The organism is Paenibacillus sp. FSL K6-1122 (assembly GCF_037977015.1).
GTDB classification, from domain to species: domain Bacteria; phylum Bacillota; class Bacilli; order Paenibacillales; family Paenibacillaceae; genus Paenibacillus; species Paenibacillus amylolyticus.
Map to the genome: position 1 here is coordinate 807,087 of NZ_CP150272.1, position 21,533 is coordinate 828,619.

Consider the following 21,533-nt stretch of genomic DNA (forward strand, 5'->3'; position numbering starts at 1 on the left):
GGCACGGTTATGAATAAACAGAATGAAATTGTAGTTGTCCTTGACTTCGGGGGTCAATACAATCAGTTAATCGCCAGAAGAATCCGGGATCTTGGCGTATACAGCGAGCTTTTGCCGTATAATACACCGGCGGAAAAGATCGCAGAAATAGCACCAAAAGGGATCGTATTTTCGGGTGGTCCGTCCAGCGTATACGCTGAGAATGCTCCACACGTGGACCCAGGTGTCTATGACCTGGGCTTGCCAATCTTCGGTATCTGCTACGGAATGCAGCTTATGGCCCAGCAGCTCGAAGGTAAAGTAGAACGTTCCGAGAAGCGAGAGTACGGTAAAGCAGATCTTGAGTTTGCCGCTGGATCTACATTGGCAAAAGGCATTGAAGGCGAACATACGGTATGGATGAGTCACGGTGACCACGTGGTTACACTTCCTCCAGGTTTCAAACTGGATGCAGGTACGGAAAGTGCGCCAATCGCTGCCATGAGCGATGATGAGCGTAAATTGTATGCTGTTCAGTTCCATCCGGAAGTACGTCACTCTGTTCGCGGTAACGACATGATTCGTAACTTCCTGTTCGAAGTTTGTGGTTGCGAAGGCAACTGGACGATGGAGACATTCATCGATGACACGATCAAAGACATTCGTGAAAAAGTTGGCGACAGTAAAGTACTGTGTGCGCTTAGCGGCGGTGTAGATTCTTCCGTTGTAGCTGCATTGCTTCACAAAGCCATTGGTGATCAACTGACATGTATGTTTATCGACCACGGTCTGCTGCGCAAAGGCGAAGCAGAAAGTGTAATGGAGACGTTTGTCGGCAAATTCGACATGAAAGTTGTTAAAATTGATGCTCAGGAGCGCTTTATGTCCAAACTGGCTGGCGTGGATGATCCAGAACAAAAACGTAAAATCATCGGTAACGAGTTTATTTACGTATTTGACGAAGAGTCCAAGCAGTTCGATGACTTTGCATTCCTGGCACAAGGTACACTGTACACGGACATCGTAGAAAGTGGTACAGCGACTGCACAGACCATCAAATCCCACCACAACGTGGGCGGTCTGCCTGAGGACATGAACTTCAAACTGATCGAGCCACTGAGCACGTTGTTCAAGGATGAAGTACGTAAAGTCGGTACCGAGTGTGGCTTGCCGGACGAAATTGTACACCGTCAGCCGTTCCCTGGTCCGGGTCTTGCGATCCGTGTTCTTGGTGAGGTTACCGAAGAGAAACTTACCATCGTTCGTGATTCCGACTACATCCTGCGTGAAGAGATTGCCAAAGCCGGTCTCGACCGCGAAATCTGGCAGTACTTCACAGCCCTACCTAACATGAAGAGTGTTGGCGTTATGGGTGATGCGCGTACGTATTCCTACACTGTAGGTATCCGTGCTGTAACATCCATCGACGGTATGACTGCGGACTGGGCACGTATCCCTTGGGATGTGCTGGAGAAAATCTCCGTACGGATCGTTAACGAAGTTGATAACGTAAACCGTATCGTCTATGACGTAACTTCCAAACCACCTGCAACAATCGAGTGGGAATAGGGTATAGACTCTTAACGATAGATTATAAAAAATGCTCTTTTATCTGCGGTATTTCGCAAATAAAAGGGCGTTTTTTTATTAAGAAGAATATTGTGATCAAATTTTTGTAGGGCTACTTTTTTTACAAGTAATAAACTTTCAAAATTAATCCCATTTTAAAGTTGACTTCATGATCCTTTCAGGTCGGGCCTGTACAATAAGTACATACTAAGAGCTATATGGCTACTGAAAGGAGAATTGAATGTATGCGTAAAACCGACTATATGAGCAAATGGAAGATGGGCATTGGAAGTGCGTTTCTGATGGTGATGCTTGCAGGATGCGGTTCAGGAATGCAAGATCTGGCTTCCGGTTCGGGGGAGTTTCCATTTGTGAACTTAGAGGCAGCGGATGCTTCTTCCGATCAGTCCAGTAACCAGGAGTTATCCTCTGACTCAACAACAAACACAAATCAGGAACAACAAGATATACAGGATACTCCGCAGACAGAGATTTAATTAACATAGGACTGATCCGGTAAAAAGTAGTTCCGGCGTATGTCGCAAGTTGCTCCATATACCTAATGAGTTTAAGTCTTCGGAATACGAGATATCGTTATTCCTTGATCATCATTCACCTGATTGCTAAAACGCATCAGAAATATAAGCTAACCTGATTAGAGCGCTTCTCGCCTTTGGATCAGGTTAGCTTTTTTATGTTATCCTGCGGAACTTTCGCCATGAAAGAATGGACATATTCCATTGAGATCTCATCGAAAAAAGCGTATTCATTTGGGTTGTAAACCGCTGAACTGGTTCAATTTGTTAAATAATACGAACGATATTATAAAAGGGTGATATTAATATTCGTTTTTCTCATTGACAAAAACATACTGCCCTCCTAAAATAGTGATGGGAAACAAACAAATAGCGCATACTTATTCGTATAATCCTGGGGATTGGCCCGGGAGTCTCTACGAGATCACCCTAATGATCTGGCTACGAAGAGGAGAAGGCTAAGCACATGAATTCTACATGATTGCGGGGACATCACGCACATTAGAATTTTTTTTGTTCTTAGTAAAGGCATCATGCCACTCCTTGTCAGCTGAACCCTGGGTGAAGAATCTTCATCAGGGTCATTTGTCGTTTTTCAATATGGCTTCAACATCTCTAAGGGGGAGTTAGTAATTATGGATCGTTTCTTTAAATTAAAAGAAAACGGAACAAACGTTAGAACGGAGATTGTTGCGGGTCTCACTACGTTTATGACAATGGCTTACATTCTTTTTGTAAATACGTTGTTCTTGGGACAAGCCGGTGCGGGGATGTCGGATAATGCAGTATTCTTTGCAACAGCCGTCGGCGCCGGATTAATGACTATTATTATGGGATTGTTCGTGAATATTCCGATCGCACTTGCACCAGGTATGGGGCTGAATGCGTACTTCATGACTGTCGTTCTAAGTTCGAATGGAGCGATTACTTGGCAAGCAGCTCTCGGAGCGGTATTCCTTTCCGGTATTGTGTTCATTATTTTGACCGTGACGAAGATTCGTCAAATGCTGCTTGTTGCAGTTCCGCAGTCAATCAAAATGGCCATTACGGTGGGTATCGGTCTCTTTATTACCATTATTGGTTTCAAACTTGCTAATCTCGTGGCTGTAACAGTTAATGTTGCACCAGACGCAGATCTGAGTCAGCCGATTCCGGGTAGCAGTTTTAACTTGTCATTGGGCAACTTTGTAACACATCACGATGCGTTGCTGGCCCTGATTGGTTTGCTCCTTATTGCTATTCTGATGGTTATGCGCGTCAAAGGCGCTCTGCTGATCGGGATCGTAGCAACAACGCTGATTGGTATTCCGATGGGAGTTACGAATCTGAGTGGTCTTTCAGGCGCAAGCTGGTTGCCTAACTTCAGTGATCTGGCGGTTGGACAGCTGGATTTGAAAGGTGCCATCAGTCTCGGATTGTTCGAGATCATCTTCATCTTTACCTTCGTTGAATTGTTCGACACGTTTGGTACGATGGTAGGTACTGCAACGCGTATGGGGATTATGAAGGATAAGAAAAAAGGCGAGAAAACGATCGGTAAAGCGATGCTCGTCGATGCAGTTGGTGTCAGCGCAGGTGCTGCACTGGGTACAAGTACCATTACGGCATACGTTGAAAGTGCTTCAGGTGTTGAGGCAGGTGGACGTACAGGACTGACTTCGGTAACGACAGGTTTGTTGTTCATTTTGGCCCTGTTTATCGCACCGCTTGCGCTGGTTGTTCCATCCGCTGCGACGGCTCCGGCATTGATCATCGTGGGTGTGCTTATGATGAGTCAAGTGCGCAGCATTGAGTGGGATGATTTCCTGCAAGCTTTCCCTGCATTCCTTACCATTGTATTGATGCCTTTCACAGGTGGAATCGCAAACGGGATCTCCGCAGGTATCGTATCTTATGTGATTCTGGCGGTGTTCAGTAACTTGGTTACAGAGCGTAAAGTGAAAATCCACTGGCTTATGTGGATCTTGGCGCTCATTGTAGTTTGCAGATACGTATTTATTGGCGGGGAGTAAGCGTACATTAGTTTTAATGAAGGTACGGAGATAAGTTTGTTACCTTATATATGAGAAAGAAGCGGAAGCCACGGGATTAGACCCGGAGCTTTCGCTTTTTTTTTGTATTCTTTTCTTGAGCAAAATGAATTTCAAAAATGTTTTCCTTCTATATAGAAGGAATGAGTATAATGTTCTATGATCTGTTGGTTGTTTATCCAATGAAATCATCGGTTAATAAGTTCTATAACGCGATGAGTCTATACTGTATACAACTTGATTTCTCTATAATTGGATTAGGAATCATATGAAAAACCTTTTTGCGTATGTGAGTTAATTACTCCGATCATTAAAGTTAGTGCGCAGATGTATCATTTAGCTGGTTATAAGGAGATACTTGTTAAAAGGTCTACAGGGTACTCATTGTATAAGAATTTAATGTTTATCTAAAAAAGACTTGCGTTCCATAACTGTACATGGTATATTCTATTTCCGGCCAAAAAAACACGAGATAACGGTGCGGCAAGCGATTGAAATAAGCTTCGAAAGAAACTTAAAAAAAGAGCTTGCAAAGTTGGTTCGGACATGATATTATATAAGAGTTGCTGAAGAGAACGACATTCGGTAATGAAATAAGTTTGATCTTTGAAAACTGAACAACGAGTGAGTAAACATTCTGCTTGCAGAATGAACGCGAAAGTTTGAGACAAGCCTTGGCTTGGATCGACTGGAGCACAAATGAGATTTTTAATCTCGTCAGATTCAAAATGAGCTTATCGCTCTTTTCAATACTTTATTGGAGAGTTTGATCCTGGCTCAGGACGAACGCTGGCGGCATGCCTAATACATGCAAGTCGAGCGGAGTTGATAGGAAGCTTGCTTCCTTGATACTTAGCGGCGGACGGGTGAGTAACACGTAGGCAACCTGCCCTCAAGTTTGGGACAACTACCGGAAACGGTAGCTAATACCGAATAATTGTTTTCTTCGCCTGAAGGAAACTGGAAAGACGGAGCAATCTGTCACTTGGGGATGGGCCTGCGGCGCATTAGCTAGTTGGTGAGGTAACGGCTCACCAAGGCGACGATGCGTAGCCGACCTGAGAGGGTGATCGGCCACACTGGGACTGAGACACGGCCCAGACTCCTACGGGAGGCAGCAGTAGGGAATCTTCCGCAATGGGCGAAAGCCTGACGGAGCAATGCCGCGTGAGTGATGAAGGTTTTCGGATCGTAAAGCTCTGTTGCCAGGGAAGAACGCTTGGGAGAGTAACTGCTCTCAAGGTGACGGTACCTGAGAAGAAAGCCCCGGCTAACTACGTGCCAGCAGCCGCGGTAATACGTAGGGGGCAAGCGTTGTCCGGAATTATTGGGCGTAAAGCGCGCGCAGGCGGTCATTTAAGTCTGGTGTTTAATCCCGGGGCTCAACCCCGGATCGCACTGGAAACTGGGTGACTTGAGTGCAGAAGAGGAGAGTGGAATTCCACGTGTAGCGGTGAAATGCGTAGATATGTGGAGGAACACCAGTGGCGAAGGCGACTCTCTGGGCTGTAACTGACGCTGAGGCGCGAAAGCGTGGGGAGCAAACAGGATTAGATACCCTGGTAGTCCACGCCGTAAACGATGAGTGCTAGGTGTTAGGGGTTTCGATACCCTTGGTGCCGAAGTTAACACATTAAGCACTCCGCCTGGGGAGTACGGTCGCAAGACTGAAACTCAAAGGAATTGACGGGGACCCGCACAAGCAGTGGAGTATGTGGTTTAATTCGAAGCAACGCGAAGAACCTTACCAGGTCTTGACATCTGAATGACCGGTGCAGAGATGTACCTTTTCTTCGGAACATTCAAGACAGGTGGTGCATGGTTGTCGTCAGCTCGTGTCGTGAGATGTTGGGTTAAGTCCCGCAACGAGCGCAACCCTTATATTTAGTTGCCAGCACTTCGGGTGGGCACTCTAGATAGACTGCCGGTGACAAACCGGAGGAAGGTGGGGATGACGTCAAATCATCATGCCCCTTATGACCTGGGCTACACACGTACTACAATGGCCGGTACAACGGGCTGCGAAATCGCGAGATGGAGCCAATCCCAACAAAGCCGGTCTCAGTTCGGATTGCAGGCTGCAACTCGCCTGCATGAAGTCGGAATTGCTAGTAATCGCGGATCAGCATGCCGCGGTGAATACGTTCCCGGGTCTTGTACACACCGCCCGTCACACCACGAGAGTTTATAACACCCGAAGTCGGTGGGGTAACCGCAAGGAGCCAGCCGCCGAAGGTGGGATAGATGATTGGGGTGAAGTCGTAACAAGGTAGCCGTATCGGAAGGTGCGGCTGGATCACCTCCTTTCTATGGAGAATCGTTTCCTGCAACGGAAACATTCAAATACGCAGCTTAGCTGCAAAACACTCACTCGTTGTTCGGTTTTGAGAGCTCAAACTCTCAAACAGCTTGCTTTTGCATGGAGCTTGTTCTTTGAAAACTAGATATCGAAACGAAACAAACGCGAATTAGAACATTCCTTTAAGCTGAACTTGTGCAAACAAGTCAAGTGTATAAAGGTAGTTAAATTGCTTTTGTGAGGGTATCGGGTGAGAGCGACTTTTGGCTTTGCGCAAGCAAAACAAGGGAAGCGAGCGACCGAAACCGGAACAAAATGGTTAAGCTACTAAGAGCACACGGAGGATGCCTAGGCGCTAGGAGCCGATGAAGGACGTGGCGAACAACGAAACTGCCTCGGGGAGCTGTAAGCAAGCTTTGATCCGGGGGTGTCCGAATGGGGAAACCCAGCTGGGGTAATTTCCAGTTACTCACAACTGAATACATAGGTTGTGTAGAGGCATACCAGGGGAACTGAAACATCTAAGTACCCTGAGGAAGAGAAAACAATAGTGATTCCGTCAGTAGCGGCGAGCGAACGCGGAGAAGCCCAAACCAAAGAGCTTGCTCTTTGGGGTTGTGGGACGTCTCACATGGAGTTACAAAGGAACCGGTTAAGCGAAGAGGTCTGGAAAGGCCCGCCAAAGAAGGTAAAAGCCCTGTAGTTGAAAGTTGGTTCCCTCCGAGACGGATCCCGAGTAGTGCGGGGCACGTGAAACCCCGTATGAATCCGGCAGGACCATCTGCCAAGGCTAAATACTTCCTAGCGACCGATAGTGAAGCAGTACCGTGAGGGAAAGGTGAAAAGCACCCCGGAAGGGGAGTGAAATAGAACCTGAAACCGTGTGCTTACAAAAAGTCAGAGCCCGTTTTAGGGGTGATGGCGTGCCTTTTGTAGAATGAACCGGCGAGTTACGTTCCCGTGCAAGGTTAAGGTGAAGAGCCGGAGCCGCAGCGAAAGCGAGTCTGAATAGGGCGAATTAGTACGTGGACGTAGACCCGAAACCGGGTGATCTACCCCTGTCCAGGGTGAAGGTGCGGTAACACGCACTGGAGGCCCGAACCCACGCATGTTGAAAAATGCGGGGATGAGGTGGGGGTAGCGGAGAAATTCCAATCGAACTCGGAGATAGCTGGTTCTCCCCGAAATAGCTTTAGGGCTAGCCTCGGAAAACAGAGTCGTGGAGGTAGAGCACTGATTGGGTGCGGGGCCCGCAAGGGTTACCAAGCTCAGTCAAACTCCGAATGCCATAGACTTACTTCCGGGAGTCAGACAGTGAGTGCTAAGATCCATTGTCAAAAGGGAAACAGCCCAGACCATCAGCTAAGGTCCCCAAGTGTGTGTTAAGTGGGAAAGGATGTGGAGTTGCACAGACAACCAGGATGTTGGCTTAGAAGCAGCCACCATTGAAAGAGTGCGTAATAGCTCACTGGTCGAGTGACTCTGCGCCGAAAATGTAACGGGGCTAAACACACCACCGAAGCTATGGCTTGATGCTTTGCATCAGGGGTAGGGGAGCGTTGTATAAGGGTTGAAGGTGTACCGTAAGGAGCGCTGGACATTATACAAGTGAGAATGCCGGTATGAGTAACGAAAAGATCAGTGAGAATCTGATCCGCCGAAAGCCTAAGGGTTCCTGAGGAAGGCTCGTCCGCTCAGGGTAAGTCGGGACCTAAGGCGAGGCCGAAAGGCGTAGTCGAAGGACAACAGGTCGAAATTCCTGTACCACCGTAAGCCGTTATGAGCAATGGGGGGACGCAGTAGGGTAGTGACGCGGACTGATGGATGTCCGTCTAAGCAGTAAGGCTGATGTGTAGGCAAATCCGCACATTGTAAGGCTGAGCTGTGATGGGGAGCGAAAATTATAGTAGCGAAGGTCATGATCTCACACTGCCAAGAAAAGCCTCTAGCCAGGTGATGGTGCCCGTACCGCAAACCGACACAGGTAGGCGAGAAGAGTATTCTAAGGCGCGCGGAAGAACTCTCGTTAAGGAACTCGGCAAAATGACCCCGTAACTTCGGGAGAAGGGGTGCCCCGGTAGTGTGAATAGCACGAGGGGGCCGCAGTGAAAAGGCCCAAGCGACTGTTTAGCAAAAACACAGGTCTGTGCGAAGCCGTAAGGCGAAGTATACGGGCTGACGCCTGCCCGGTGCTGGAAGGTTAAGGGGAGTGGTTAGGAGCAATCCGAAGCTGTGAACCGAAGCCCCAGTAAACGGCGGCCGTAACTATAACGGTCCTAAGGTAGCGAAATTCCTTGTCAGGTAAATTCTGACCCGCACGAATGGCGTAACGACTTGGGCGCTGTCTCAACGAGAGATCCGGTGAAATTTTAATACCTGTGAAGATGCAGGTTACCCGCGACAAGACGGAAAGACCCCATGGAGCTTTACTGCAGCTTGATATTGAATTTGGGTACGATCTGTACAGGATAGGTGGGAGCCTTTGAAGCATGAGCGCCAGCTTGTGTGGAGGCAACGTTGGGATACCACCCTGATCGTATCTAGGTTCTAACCTGGTACCGTAATCCGGTGCGGGGACAGTGTCAGGTGGGCAGTTTGACTGGGGCGGTCGCCTCCTAAAGAGTAACGGAGGCGCCCAAAGGTTCCCTCAGAATGGTTGGAAATCATTCGAAGAGTGCAAAGGCATAAGGGAGCTTGACTGCGAGACCTACAAGTCGAGCAGGGACGAAAGTCGGGCTTAGTGATCCGGTGGTACCGCATGGAAGGGCCATCGCTCAACGGATAAAAGCTACCCTGGGGATAACAGGCTTATCTCCCCCAAGAGTCCACATCGACGGGGAGGTTTGGCACCTCGATGTCGGCTCATCGCATCCTGGGGCTGAAGTAGGTCCCAAGGGTTGGGCTGTTCGCCCATTAAAGCGGTACGCGAGCTGGGTTCAGAACGTCGTGAGACAGTTCGGTCCCTATCTGTCGTGGGCGTAGGAAATTTGAGAGGAGCTGTCCTTAGTACGAGAGGACCGGGATGGACGTACCGCTGGTGTACCAGTTGTTCCGCCAGGAGCACCGCTGGGTAGCTATGTACGGACGGGATAAACGCTGAAAGCATCTAAGCGTGAAGCCCCCCTCAAGATGAGATTTCCCAGTATGTAAGACCCCTTGAAGACGACGAGGTAGATAGGCTGGGGGTGGAAGTGCAGCAATGCATGGAGCTGACCAGTACTAATCGGTCGAGGGCTTATCCAATAGCAAGTGATAATTCGCATGTTTCGTTTCGAATCTAGTTTTCAGAGAACAACAACTCTGAAATGTAAGCTACGCGTTTGGTGGCGATGGCGGAGGGGTTCCACACGTACCCATCCCGAACACGACCGTTAAGCCCTCTAGCGCCGATGGTACTTGGACCGCAGGGTCCTGGGAGAGTAGGACGCCGCCAAGCAATCTAAAGACACACTTGATGATATCGAGTGTGTCTTTTTTATTTTAATCCTAAATACTTATATAAACCTTAACAGCCCTGGTAAATAACCAAGGCTGTTTACTATTTCAATATTTATGAGAATGTTAAATAACTTTAAAAGGATCATTTCTTCTCTTTCATCGATTTAAGTACAACATCTGTCTATACTTTCATTTGGTTGCAAGCCTCCCCAAGGATTGTAAGGGAGTTCTGCAATGCATGCTGGGTTTCCGAATCAATGATGACGCCTTGTTTGTTCATTTTCAATGTAATATGAGGAATGGTTAAACAGCCCTCCTGTAGAACTTGTGCATTAATCATGTTTAGTGTGAGCAATAAGGAAGCATGGGCTTTGTCACCTCCCATGGGGCTTGGGGAAGCAGCAATGACAATGGTGGGTTTATTGAGCCATTCTCCAGAAGATACAACCCAATCTAGTGCGTTTTTTAAGACCCCAGGAACGCCGTTTCCATACTCTGGCGTGCAGATAAGGACACCGTCCGAATGCTTAAGTTGGGCTCTCAAGTTCTGTACGGACACTGGACCCTCCTCGACATCGAGGTCAGGGTTAAAATGCGGCAGATCATTTAATCCATCATATACTTCAAACTTAAGGTTAGTGTGAGCCAGTTTAATCATGGCGTGCATTAGTAACGTATTGGAGGACTGATTGCGCAGACTTCCGGAAATGGCAAGGATATTTAATTCTTTTTTCATGGATATAGATCATCTCTATTCTTTAGTAATGTAGGGCAATTAGTTTATTTTCCTCCTGTTTGAATGAGCTGTCTATAAAAAACGCATATAATTAAGACATTCTTCATGTTAGTCAGGGAAAATCCACAATTCTTCATCAAAATGCATGCCATCGTTTGTATTGCTCTGGGTAATAGAATGAAGAGATCACTTTAAAATACAACTAACGAAAGAATCATAATAAATATTTTATAAAATTAGTACCAAGTACTAAGACTTAGTGCTATAATGGTAAAAAACAAGTGAGGTGACTACCGGTATGAAGCATCAATCAAAGGCAACCATCACGGCAATGGGGACGTATGTACCGGATCGAATATTAACGAATGCTGATCTGGAGAAATTGGTCGAGACAAGTGACGAATGGATTGTACAGCGTACTGGTATGAGAGAACGGCGAATTGCAGCTGAAGATCAATTTGTATCTGACCTGGCTACGAAGGCTGTAGAAGATATGATACATCGTTATGATGTAAGTGTAGAAGATGTGGATATGATCCTTGTGGCTACAAGTACACCTGAATATGCTTTCCCAAGTACGGCATCCAGAGTACAGGCTAATCTTAAGATCCCACACACGGGTGTACTGGATTTAAATGCTGCATGCGCAGGTTTTACCTACGGTTTACAGCTAGCCGACAGTCTGGTGACCAGTGGAATGTACCGCAAAGTACTGGTAGTTGGAGCAGAGACATTATCCAAAATTACGGATTACACAGACCGCACGACTTGTGTACTGTTTGGTGATGGAGCGGGGGCCTTCTTGGTGGAGAGATCATCGGGTGCTGAAGGTGACTTTATGGCAGCCATATCAGGTACACATGGAGAAGGCGGTGTACATCTCTATAAGAGTGGTCTGTCTTCGGAGATGAATGGTGTGCCTTTACAGGGCGAAGGTTGTTTAGTTCAGAATGGGCGAGAGATTTATAAGTGGGCTGTACGGACGATTCCAGAGCAATTGGGTAAACTTATAACGAAAGCTGAATTAAGCCCTGACCAGATTGACTGGTTTGTCCCTCATAGTGCCAACATGAGAATGATTGAAGCTGTTTGCGAACGTGGTCCGGTTCCTTTGGAACGTACTTTAACCAGTGTCGAGTATCGTGGGAACACATCTGCCGCTTCCATTCCGCTGGCGCTACAGATTGCAGTGGATGAAGGGAAGTTGAAAGAAGGACAGAGCGTAGCTCTCTTTGGCTTTGGCGGTGGTCTGACGTACGCAGGTCTGGTGCTGAAATGGGGCGTGCCGGACAACGTTCAGGAATGAGTAACATCCGACGGTATGCAACACAAAAATAAATAGAGAACATAAAAGAGACCACCCAAACTTCATGCTGTCATGAAGAAGGTGGTCTCTTTAGTGGGTTAACTCGTTTCAAAAAAGTGATATGATTGCATCTATTTTTTGTGTTAACCGGAATTGCTTAATCCCATAAATATTTTACGGCGTAAGCTTAGGCGCTTGGCGGTGATGTGTACCTTGTTCGTAGCTGTAAGCCAGCTTGATCAAGGTTCCTTCATCAAAGGCACGACCAAGGAATTCCATGCCTACTGGCAAACCATCAGTTGTGAAACCAGCAGGGACCGTAATCGCCGGGAAGCCGGAGAAAGGACTCAATCGGTTGTTACCACCGGAGTTTTGTCCTTCGCCAATAACACCAGCGGCTTGTGTGGACGTAGGATAGATGATGGCATCCAGGTTGTTGTCTGCCATAACTTTCAGCAGGGACTCACGTGTAACTTGGGTGCGTTTCAGGACGATGTCCTTGTATTCGGTAGTCTCCAACGTTTGGCGTGCATCCCGAGTCTTCATTGATTGTTCTTGTGACTTATCAAACTCTCCGGAAGCGATGATCTCGGACAGACTGTGATATGGAGCGTCTGCACCCAATGAGTCCAGATAGTCATTCAGTTGGAACTTGAATTCATATCCGCTGAGACTTGGGTATTTGTTGATCTCAGTCAAGTTCGGGATGGAAATGGGAACTGCGGTAGCGCCCAGTGTCTTCAGTTCTTCCACAGCGGTGTTGATCACGTCAGCAACGGCTTTTTCTTCAGCTTTGTTACTTGGGATGAGTTCTGTGGCCACACCGATGCGTGCACCTTTCAGTCCGTTTACATCCAAGAAGTCTGTATAGCTGGATGGAATTTTGCCAACCGCGTAGGCTGTAGCGACATCCTTTTTATCATAGCCGGCTGTAGCATCCAACATGATTGCAGTGTCACTAACCGTACGAGCCATAGGCCCACCTACATCCTGTGTCAAAGCCAATGGGATAATGCCTTCACGGCTGGACAGTCCGATGGTTGGGCGGATACCCACAAGGCTGTTGAAGCTGGATGGGATTCGGATCGAACCACCAGTGTCTGTACCCATGCCGGCTGCAGCAAAGTTTGATGCAATGGCTGCACCTGTTCCACCGCTTGATCCACCTGGATAGTGATCCAGGGCGTAAGGGTTCAGTGTTTGTCCACCCAATGAGCTGGATGTCGTTATGCCGAATGCGAATTCATGCAGGTTCGTTTTGCCCAAAATAATGGCGCCAGCTGCTTTGAGTTTCTTCACTTGTTCAGCATCGTGAGCAGGAATGGAATCTTTCAGACAGATACAGCCTGCGGTTGTCGGCATGTCATTGGTATCGAAATTGTCTTTTACCAAAACCGGAACGCCATGCAGAGGCCCGCGGGCACCTTGTGCTGCACGTTCTTCATCCAATTGCTCCGCAATTTGGAGTGCATCCGGGTTCAGGGTTAATACGGCGTTGATGCTTACACCTTGATCATCGTATTTTTCAATGCGGTCCAGATATTTTTGAACCAGTTCTTTTGATGTCAGTTTTCCTTGCGTCATTGCAGTCTGGAGATCCATGATGGTTGCTTCCTCCAGGACAAACGGTTTTATGTAGTTATAAATGCGGTCTTTCAGTATGGAGAGGTCATTCTCGGTAAGTACAGCGTTTGGAAGGAAGAGGGAATCGGTATAACCTTTCATTAGCCCTGCCGTATTCAATGCACCAACAGCACCTGCGAAAGTGGCTTCATCCGGGACATCTTTGAATGATACGGTAGTCGAATCCAGCTTGAGCCATTGTTGCAAGGCGACCGCAGCATCTTTACGTTGTACGGTTGTGCCGGAGAGCTTGTCCATGGTAAAAGGAACACCTGCAAGTGTAGCCGCTTCTTCCATAGCCTGAACAAATGCTACCGGAGTTGCTGGCGCTTTTCCTTTGGATACAGCTGCTACTGTTGTTTTACTCGTAGGCGTTGCCGTTGCGGCTGATGCCGAAGGTACCGTTTCTCCCCATGTTGTGGCAACAACAGCACCTGCCAGTAACAAAGCCCCACTTTTTTTCAATACAGATCCATGATAAGTCATGCATCCACGCTCCCTTCCTGTGTCTCATTGATGTGTGTAGCGATTCTGTTTCTATGCTTTTGACACATTGTATAGTTATGTCAGGTAATCTTACAAGGTTTATATTTATCCAAAAAAACGTATACATCAATACTTTACAGTGTTAATACTTACTGATGCTTCTGATTTCGTGTACTCAGGAAAACTATCAAACGAAATAATGTAATTAAAAGTGACATGAATACGACATATTGTTTAAACATGAGGTTACAGAATGCAAGTAGATTGGGAAAGGGAGAAGACAGAGCATACCTTTACCGTGAAATGATATAATGAAAAGATAGGATTAGAAGAGACATAAGGCATTACAGAGAGGAAGAGATATGAAGTGAAGACATTGGTACTCGCAGAAAAACCATCTGTAGCACGCGAAATAGCCAGAGTTATGGGTGCGCGTGATAAACATAAAAGTTATATGGAAGGCCCGAAATATATCGTTACCTGGGCGCTTGGACATCTGGTTGGATTAGCTGAACCCGAGGATTACGACAAAAAGTATGCAACATGGAATCTGGAGGACCTGCCCATTCTGCCAGATCGTACGAAATTGAAAGTACTTAAAGAGACCAACCATCAATATAAAGCCGTGCAGCAGTTGATGAAACGTCAGGATGTAGGCGAACTGGTCATTGCGACCGATGCAGCACGTGAGGGAGAATTGCTGGCTCGTTGGATCATGCAGATGGCGGGGTGGAAAAAAACTTTTAAACGCCTGTGGATTTCATCCCAGACAGATAAGGCGATCAAAGACGGATTTGCTTCGCTGAAGCCAGGCAGTCAGTTCGACCGCCTCTATGAATCTGCACGTTGCCGGGCGGAGGCTGACTGGATGATCGGACTTAACGTGACCCGTGCATTAACCGTTCGTTTCAATGCCCAGTTGTCTGCTGGACGTGTACAAACTCCGACCTTGGGCATGATTATGGACAGGGAAAATGAAATTAACGGTTTCCGCTCGCAGGAGTATGAGACGTTAACGGCAGACATGGGAGGTTTTCAGGCTGTGTGGCGGGCAGCTGGAGGAGATTCACGAATTTTCGACCCTCAAGAAACACAAGAATTGAAGAAACGGGTAGATGGGCGCAAGGGCACGATTGCCCAAGTGAAGAAAAGCGAGAAGGTTGAGCCGCATCCACTGGCATATGATCTGACGGAACTACAACGGGATGCCAACCGGAAGTATGGTTTCTCTGCAAAGCAAACATCAAATGTCCTGCAACGTCTGTATGAACAGCACAAGCTTGTGACGTATCCGCGTACGGACAGTCGATACCTCACTTCGGACATGACAGCTACGTTGAAAGAACGGCTGGATAGTGTAGCCATTGGACCTTATGCGTCTTTGGCACGTCCTTTGCTGCGCAAAAATCTGGATATCACCAAACGTATTGTGGATGACAGCAAAGTTACGGATCACCATGCGATTATCCCAACGGAGCAGACGGTACTTTTGAATCAATTGAATCCAGAGGAACGCAAACTGTACGATCTGATCGTACGTCGTTTTATCAGCCTATTCTATCCGGCAGCGAAGTACGATTCGGTTGCGATCACGGTTCAGGTGGGGAATGACTCCTTCCATGTTAAAGGTACAACGGTGAAAGAAAGTGGATGGCGTGAAGTATACGGCGGCGATTACAGCGATGATGACGATGACCGTACTGATGATGCAGCAGACCATGAGCGTGCGCTTTTGCCAGATGTGCAGCAAGGGCAGTCCGTGACGGTTCAGCGTTGCCATATTAAAAGTGGACGGACGATGCCGCCCAAACGGTATACCGAAGCTGCTTTGCTTTCCCAGATGGAAAAGCATGGACTCGGCACTCCAGCTACACGTGCGGATATTATCGAGAAGCTGGTCAGTTCCGATACAATAGATCGTCAAGGCAACAGCATGCATCCAACCGGTAAAGGAAAACAGTTGATTGAACTGGCTGCCCCGCAGCTTCGTTCACCGGATCTGACTGCCCGCTGGGAAGCTGAACTGGAACGCATCGCTCGTGGGCAAGGGAAACCGGGGCCGTTCCTGGATGGTATCCGTTCAATGGCGAAAGAGTTGGTGTCCACCGTAAAAGGCAGCAAAGCAGAGTACAAGCCGCATAATGTGTCCAATAGCCATTGCCCGGACTGTAACGCACGGTTGTTGGAGAAGAAAGGCAAGCGCGGCAAGTTTCTTGTATGTCCTACCGAGGACTGCGGGTATCGTCGTTCGGCAGAAAAGAGACTCTCCAATCGTCGTTGTGCGCAGTGCCACAAAAAGATGGAAATCAAAGAAGGTAAGGCGGGGTTATACGTACAATGTCTACCTTGTGGTATTACAGAAACGTTGGATAAGGATAAACAGCATGTGAACAAACGCGATCAGCAAAAGCTGGTGAAACAATATGCGAAGCAGGAGTCCATTGGGTCTAACCTTGGAGATCTGCTGAAGGCGGCTATGGAGAAAAAGGGAGAGTAACACGCTTGAGGGTAGTTGAAGTCGTATAAGATCCTCCGTTTTCAGGCAACGTAAGCCAAGGAGGTGATACCTACATGCCGCATAACAAACCAGAGAAGATCCATAACCAGCAAAACAAAGACAGTATTCGGGAAGAGAGTATCGCTGTGCGCCCGGACAAAGCAGCCAAAAGAGCACCAAGCCTGAACGGTATTCCAAAACAGGAGTCCTAGGTTAGAGCGAGGTTAGCGTTATTACACAAAATTGCGTTTCCCTATCCGGTGCGTTGAACATGTCTCTGATGAGGACTATAATGGAGACAGGGAGATGTCCCGGGACAGGGGGATCGCTAGAATTATATGCAAACCGGACTTATATTGTGGTTTTTATTTATTAATGTAGTTGGTTATCTGGTGATGTCGGATGATAAGAGGCGTGCGCAACAGCGTCGTGACCGTACACCCGAACGGACGTTATTCTTATTAGCATTTATAGGCGGTGCTTTGGGAGTCTGGATCGCGATGTATCGGAAAAGGCATAAGACTAAACATCCCAGCTTCACCATTGGCATTCCATTGTTGTTATTCTTAAATGCGGTAATCTATGGTTACTTTATTCAATGAACACATGGAACACATGCGTAACCATTCGAACAAGACTTACGCTGAAGTGAAAGGTGTATCATTAATTCGTCTGATATGTAAATTCATTCGTATAAATGGTTCATTGTGGCTCTGGAACGTTTAAGGAGTTACATGGTTCTGTTATTTAACTGTTAGTTTATTACATGTCAGACCGAAGCTTGCTTCGCGTGCTCTACATATAAAGGAAGGGACGGGATTCACATGTTATTTTCCAAAATATTAGTGGCTTATGATGGTTCCAAAGCTTCAAATAAAGCACTTGATCGTGCGATTGAGCTAGCTAAAGTGTCCCCAAATGCAGTACTGGATGTCATTCATGCTTTTGATTTCCCACGTGTATTTATTGGTGAGGGACTGGCTCCATTGCCACCTTCACTTAATAATGACTATTACAATCTCGCGGTACAGACGACAGATGAAGCAAAAGAGCGAATTCAGGCTGCGGGTGTAACGGCCAATGTGGACCTGATTCAAGGAGCAGCTGCGGAAGTATTGCTTGATTTTGCCAAAGAGAATGATTCTGATATCATTATTATTGGTAGCCGCGGACTGGGTGGTATTCGGGAATTTGTCCTGGGTAGTGTCAGTCACAATGTGGTGCAACATGCGCGGGTTCCAGTACTGATCGTAAAATAATGGATGAAGTGTGTACGCACTGAAAAGCAGGAAGCCGGTTGTCTTCGAGAGATTGAAGAGGAGCCGGCTTTCTTTTATGGGATGAAATGGATGGTTAAGCGAATTTAAAGAAGCAATTCCCGAACATTATATTTGTCAATATGTTAAATGTTCGTCTTTAAGTTGACATTAGCTGTAGGGGATTGTTAGAATGTTAGATGTGTCGATCAGGTAAGAATAAGGTCGAGTAGGAACGAAATATGTAATAAGAGATTACAAAAATGAACGAAGATAGTTTGATAGATATTTGCTCGTATAACGCCGGGAATAGGGCCCGGAAGTATCTACCCGGGAACCGTAAATTTCCGGACTACGAGGAGATACGGCTGAGAGTCGCATGAAACCAGATGCGGACAGCAAGCCCCCTTTTGGCATGCCCAAATGAGGGATACGTATTTCTTGGAGTCCGGTGTCCGGAGAAAATGTGATGTTTTCGCGGGTAGCGGATTTTTTCATTTCACACGTAATAAGAGTTCCTTAATAGTCAGATGTAATCAAAAAAGCGCAGACGGGAGTTGGATGTATTCATGTCACTGCAAGTCGCTGTAATTATGGGCAGCAAGTCGGATTGGGAAACGATGAAACATGCGTGCGAGGTGCTGGACGAACTGGAGATTGGGTATGAGAAAAAGGTGGTCTCCGCCCATCGTACACCGGATCTGATGTTTGAATACGCAGAGCAGGCGATTGATCGAGGATTTAAGGTGATCATTGCAGGGGCAGGCGGGGCAGCACATCTACCCGGTATGGTTGCCGCCAAAACGATGCTTCCAGTCATTGGCGTACCGGTTCAATCCAAAGCATTGAACGGTCTCGATTCCTTGTTGTCCATTGTTCAGATGCCTGGTGGTATTCCCGTCGCAACTGTGGCGATTGGCAAGGCAGGGGCAACCAATGCAGGATTGCTGGCAGCTCAAATGATCGGTGCTTTTGACCCGGATGTCCAACGTCGCTCTGAAGCTCGCCGAGAGCGCATCAAACAAGAAGTACTCGAAAGTAGTGAAGAACTATGAATAGAGCAGGGAACCAATCCGGTATAGCAGGAGAGCTAAAAAAAGTCCTGCCGCCCGGGAAAACAACCATCGGCATTCTTGGAGGCGGACAGCTCGGACGGATGATGACGCTCGCAGGAACGGCAATGGGGTATCGATTCGTTACTCTTGATCCCGCTGCGGATGCACCTTGTGGTCAAGTTGCTCGTCAGATTGAAGCTGGTTATGACGATGCCAAAGCTGCACTTGAACTGGCTCGGCAATGCGATGTCATTACGTATGAATTCGAAAATGTAGATGCAGAAGTGGCTGGGCTGCTTGAACGTGAGTCTTACGTTCCGCAAGGAAGTGCGTTACTGTACACCACACAACATCGGTTGCGTGAAAAACGTGCGATCGAAGCCGCCGGAGTGAGAGTCGCGCCTTATCGGGAAATCATAAGTGCGGATACGATGCTTGCTGCTGTTAGCGAACTTGGAGTGCCCTGTGTACTGAAGACGGTGACTGGAGGCTACGATGGCAAAGGTCAACGGGTCATCCGGGAAGCAAGTCAGGCTGTTGCGGCATACGAAGAACTTGCGGCTACTGGTGCGGAACTGGTGTTGGAACAATTCATCAAGTTTGAATGCGAAATATCGGTCGTTGTAGCGCGTAGTACAAATGGGGAGATCAAAACGTTCCCGCCAGCGGAGAACATTCATGTGAACAACATTTTGCATGCTTCAATTGTACCGGCTAGAGTTGCCGCAGATATCCAGATTGAAGCGCAAAAGCTGGCAGCAGCGGTGGCAGAATCGATGAAGGCTGTTGGACTGCTGGCTGTGGAACTGTTTGTAGCGGCGGATGGAAGACTGTACGTCAATGAGCTGGCACCAAGACCGCATAATTCTGGTCACTATACGATGGAAGCTTGTGCGACTTCTCAGTTCGAACAACATATCCGTGCCATCTGCGGGTTACCACTTGGGGACACTTCGTTATTGAGTCCGGTTGTTATGGTCAATGTGCTTGGAGAACATCTGGAAGGCATTATCGCCAGAACAGGGCAACCTGATGTAGAAGCGATAGAGCTCGGTGTGATTCCCAAGCTTCACATATATGGTAAAACCGAAGCAAAAACAGGACGTAAGATGGGGCATGTGAATCTGCTCTGTCAGGATGTTGAAGAAGGATTGCAATGGATTGAACAAACTAATCTCTGGAGGAATACAAATTCATGATTGAACGTTATAGCAGACCCGAAATGAGAGCCATCTGGACCGAAGAGAACAAATTCCAATCGTGGCTGGAAGTTGAAATTTGTGCATGTGAGGCGTGGGCCGAACTGGGTGTTATCCCTAAGGAAGAAGCAGCATTGCTTCGTCAGAACGCATCTTTTGACATCGATCGCATCTATGAGATTGAAAAAGAAACACGTCATGACGTTATCGCATTTACACGTACGGTATCTGAAAGTCTGGGTGCGGAGCGGAAATGGGTGCACTACGGACTGACTTCCACGGATGTCGTAGATACGGCTCTAGGTTATGTATTGCGTCAAGCGAATGAGATTCTGGAAAAGGATATCGTGAATTTCATTGAAATTCTTCGTGAAAAAGCATTGGCTTATCAGCACACACCAATGATGGGACGTACGCACGGTGTGCATGCGGAACCAACGACATTTGGACTGAAAATGGCATTGTGGCATGAAGAGATGAAACGGAACCTGGAGCGTTTCCGCCATGCAGCAGACAATGTACAATACGGCAAAATCTCAGGCGCAGTTGGAACATACGCGAACATCGATCCGTTTGTTGAAGAGTTTGTCTGCGAGAAGCTGGGCACGAAACCTGCGCCGATCTCGACTCAAACATTGCAACGTGACCGTCACGCAGAATATATGGCTACACTGGCGTTGATCGCAACGTCCCTGGACAAGTTTGCTACAGAGGTACGTGCGCTACAGAAGAGTGAGTTCCGTGAAGTGGAAGAAGCTTTTGCTAAAGGTCAAAAAGGATCTTCTGCGATGCCACACAAACGTAACCCGATCGGTAGTGAAAACATCTCCGGTCTGTCCCGCGTCATTCGCGGACATATGGTATCCGCATACGAGAACGTAACGCTCTGGCATGAGCGCGACATCTCACATTCTTCTGTAGAACGTATCATTCTACCGGATGCAACGATGCTGCTGAACTACATGCTGAACCGTTTTGGTAACATCGTGAAGAACCTGACGGTATTCCCTGAAAACATGAAACGCAACATGGAGCGCACCTACGGGGTACCATTCTCCGGTCGCATCATGACAAAGCTGATCGACAAAGGTTTCAGCCGCGAGCAAGCATACGATACCGTTCAACCACGTGCGATGCAAGCATGGGAAGAACAACGCCAGTTCCAGGATATCGTGAAATCCACACCGGAAATCACGGAAGTGCTGAACGAAGAAGAAATCGCAGATGCATTCAACCCGTCATGGCACCTGAAGCACGTAGACACCATCTTCAAAAAGCTCGGCTTGAACGATTAATATATAAGTCCCATAAGGCTATAGCGCAGAATGATGGTTCAGCAGGGAACGCAGAGGACAGAAATAAGCTGAAGAAGCAAAGCGTTCGCCTTTATCCCCGGATTTTCACTTTGCAAAAGTGGAATCAAAAAATCTGGGGATAACAGCGATCGGAAGATTGTTCTGTCATCGGAGTGGAGTCCGCACCATCAGGATTCTGTCCTTAGCCTTACATCTCCTGAAAGAAGGT

13 protein-coding genes, 3 rRNA genes and 2 riboswitches are annotated in these 21,533 nt (G+C 47.4%); of the genes, 14 read left to right on the forward strand and 2 right to left on the reverse strand.

Going from position 1 to position 21,533, the window contains the following annotated elements; genetic code table 11:
• Window positions 1–9: 9 nt before the first annotated feature.
• From guaA to rrf, 6 genes are all read left to right on the forward strand, one after another.
• Window positions 10–1,548, forward strand: coding sequence for a glutamine-hydrolyzing GMP synthase (gene guaA / locus NSQ20_RS03720; RefSeq protein ID WP_036668199.1), 1,539 nt, complete (start codon window positions 10–12; stop codon window positions 1,546–1,548).
• Window positions 1,549–1,793: 245 nt separating this feature from the next.
• Window positions 1,794–2,045, forward strand: a complete 252-nt coding sequence (locus NSQ20_RS03725; protein ID WP_036668198.1) for a hypothetical protein — start codon at window positions 1,794–1,796, stop codon at window positions 2,043–2,045.
• A 403-nt stretch (window positions 2,046–2,448) separates the two neighbouring features.
• Window positions 2,449–2,548: riboswitch (purine riboswitch) on the forward strand.
• Between the two features lie 171 nt (window positions 2,549–2,719).
• Window positions 2,720–4,096, forward strand: a complete 1,377-nt coding sequence (locus NSQ20_RS03730; RefSeq protein ID WP_047841443.1) for an NCS2 family permease — start codon at window positions 2,720–2,722, stop codon at window positions 4,094–4,096.
• 772 nt (window positions 4,097–4,868) lie between these two features.
• Window positions 4,869–6,421, forward strand: a 16S ribosomal RNA gene (locus tag NSQ20_RS03735).
• Window positions 6,422–6,730: 309 nt separating this feature from the next.
• Window positions 6,731–9,656: ribosomal RNA gene (locus tag NSQ20_RS03740) — 23S ribosomal RNA — on the forward strand.
• A gap of 76 nt (window positions 9,657–9,732) precedes the next feature.
• Window positions 9,733–9,849, forward strand: a 5S ribosomal RNA gene (gene rrf / locus NSQ20_RS03745).
• Together the 16S, 23S and 5S rRNA genes form the textbook arrangement of a ribosomal RNA operon.
• Window positions 9,850–10,032: 183 nt before the next feature.
• On the opposite strand, the gene NSQ20_RS03750 is transcribed toward rrf, so the two are convergent.
• Window positions 10,033–10,587 (reverse strand): NADPH-dependent FMN reductase, encoded by a 555-nt coding sequence (locus tag NSQ20_RS03750; protein ID WP_036668406.1) that lies wholly within the window; start codon window positions 10,585–10,587, stop codon window positions 10,033–10,035.
• 298 nt (window positions 10,588–10,885) lie between these two features.
• On the opposite strand from NSQ20_RS03750, the gene NSQ20_RS03755 reads away from it, so the two are divergent.
• Window positions 10,886–11,893: a ketoacyl-ACP synthase III gene (locus tag NSQ20_RS03755; protein WP_036668405.1), complete on the forward strand. Its 1,008-nt coding sequence runs from the start codon at window positions 10,886–10,888 to the stop codon at window positions 11,891–11,893.
• Window positions 11,894–12,067: 174 nt separating this feature from the next.
• On the opposite strand, the gene NSQ20_RS03760 is transcribed toward NSQ20_RS03755, so the two are convergent.
• A complete protein-coding gene (locus NSQ20_RS03760) occupies window positions 12,068–14,002 on the reverse strand; it encodes an amidase family protein (RefSeq protein ID WP_036668404.1) in 1,935 nt (644 codons plus the stop codon).
• 367 nt (window positions 14,003–14,369) lie between these two features.
• Here NSQ20_RS03760 and NSQ20_RS03765 point away from each other — a divergent pair, with 367 nt between their 5' ends.
• The 7 genes from NSQ20_RS03765 to purB all read left to right on the forward strand — a co-directional run bounded on the left by NSQ20_RS03765 (window position 14,370) and on the right by purB (window position 21,304).
• Window positions 14,370–16,499 carry a DNA topoisomerase III gene (locus NSQ20_RS03765; protein ID WP_036668403.1) on the forward strand — a complete coding sequence of 710 codons (2,130 nt, stop codon included), beginning with the start codon at window positions 14,370–14,372 and terminating at the stop codon, window positions 16,497–16,499.
• 74 nt (window positions 16,500–16,573) lie between these two features.
• Window positions 16,574–16,711, forward strand: a complete 138-nt coding sequence (locus tag NSQ20_RS03770; protein WP_017690703.1) for a hypothetical protein — start codon at window positions 16,574–16,576, stop codon at window positions 16,709–16,711.
• A 126-nt stretch (window positions 16,712–16,837) separates the two neighbouring features.
• Window positions 16,838–17,101 (forward strand): DUF1294 domain-containing protein, encoded by a 264-nt coding sequence (locus NSQ20_RS03775; RefSeq protein ID WP_017690702.1) that lies wholly within the window; start codon window positions 16,838–16,840, stop codon window positions 17,099–17,101.
• A 222-nt stretch (window positions 17,102–17,323) separates the two neighbouring features.
• Window positions 17,324–17,758, forward strand: coding sequence for a universal stress protein (locus NSQ20_RS03780; RefSeq protein WP_017690701.1), 435 nt, complete (start codon window positions 17,324–17,326; stop codon window positions 17,756–17,758).
• A 270-nt stretch (window positions 17,759–18,028) separates the two neighbouring features.
• Window positions 18,029–18,130: riboswitch (purine riboswitch) on the forward strand.
• 194 nt (window positions 18,131–18,324) lie between these two features.
• Window positions 18,325–18,810 (forward strand): 5-(carboxyamino)imidazole ribonucleotide mutase, encoded by a 486-nt coding sequence (gene purE / locus NSQ20_RS03785; protein ID WP_017690699.1) that lies wholly within the window; start codon window positions 18,325–18,327, stop codon window positions 18,808–18,810.
• Entirely contained in the window at window positions 18,807–20,009 is a 1,203-nt protein-coding gene (gene purK / locus NSQ20_RS03790) for a 5-(carboxyamino)imidazole ribonucleotide synthase (protein WP_036668401.1), read from the forward strand. Before purE ends, purK begins: the two co-directional genes overlap by 4 nt.
• Window positions 20,006–21,304 carry an adenylosuccinate lyase gene (gene purB, locus NSQ20_RS03795; protein ID WP_036668399.1) on the forward strand — a complete coding sequence of 433 codons (1,299 nt, stop codon included), beginning with the start codon at window positions 20,006–20,008 and terminating at the stop codon, window positions 21,302–21,304. The genes purK and purB overlap by 4 nt, the downstream gene beginning before the upstream one ends.
• Window positions 21,305–21,533 lie beyond the last annotated feature (229 nt).

Bases quoted from the DNA above. Each gene is read 5' to 3' on its own strand.
- purK (WP_036668401.1), top strand. From the start codon at position 18,807: ATGAATAGAGCAGGGAACCAATCCGGTATAGCAGGAGAGCTAAAAAAA.
- NSQ20_RS03725 (WP_036668198.1), top strand. From the start codon at position 1,794: ATGCGTAAAACCGACTATATGAGCAAATGGAAGATGGGCATTGGAAGT.
- NSQ20_RS03730 (WP_047841443.1), top strand. From the start codon at position 2,720: ATGGATCGTTTCTTTAAATTAAAAGAAAACGGAACAAACGTTAGAACG.
- purB (WP_036668399.1), top strand. From the start codon at position 20,006: ATGATTGAACGTTATAGCAGACCCGAAATGAGAGCCATCTGGACCGAA.
- NSQ20_RS03760 (WP_036668404.1), bottom strand. From the start codon at position 14,002: ATGACTTATCATGGATCTGTATTGAAAAAAAGTGGGGCTTTGTTACTG.
- NSQ20_RS03755 (WP_036668405.1), top strand. From the start codon at position 10,886: ATGAAGCATCAATCAAAGGCAACCATCACGGCAATGGGGACGTATGTA.
- purE (WP_017690699.1), top strand. From the start codon at position 18,325: ATGTCACTGCAAGTCGCTGTAATTATGGGCAGCAAGTCGGATTGGGAA.
- guaA (WP_036668199.1), top strand. From the start codon at position 10: ATGAATAAACAGAATGAAATTGTAGTTGTCCTTGACTTCGGGGGTCAA.
- NSQ20_RS03770 (WP_017690703.1), top strand. From the start codon at position 16,574: ATGCCGCATAACAAACCAGAGAAGATCCATAACCAGCAAAACAAAGAC.
- NSQ20_RS03775 (WP_017690702.1), top strand. From the start codon at position 16,838: ATGCAAACCGGACTTATATTGTGGTTTTTATTTATTAATGTAGTTGGT.
- NSQ20_RS03750 (WP_036668406.1), bottom strand. From the start codon at position 10,587: ATGAAAAAAGAATTAAATATCCTTGCCATTTCCGGAAGTCTGCGCAAT.
- NSQ20_RS03780 (WP_017690701.1), top strand. From the start codon at position 17,324: ATGTTATTTTCCAAAATATTAGTGGCTTATGATGGTTCCAAAGCTTCA.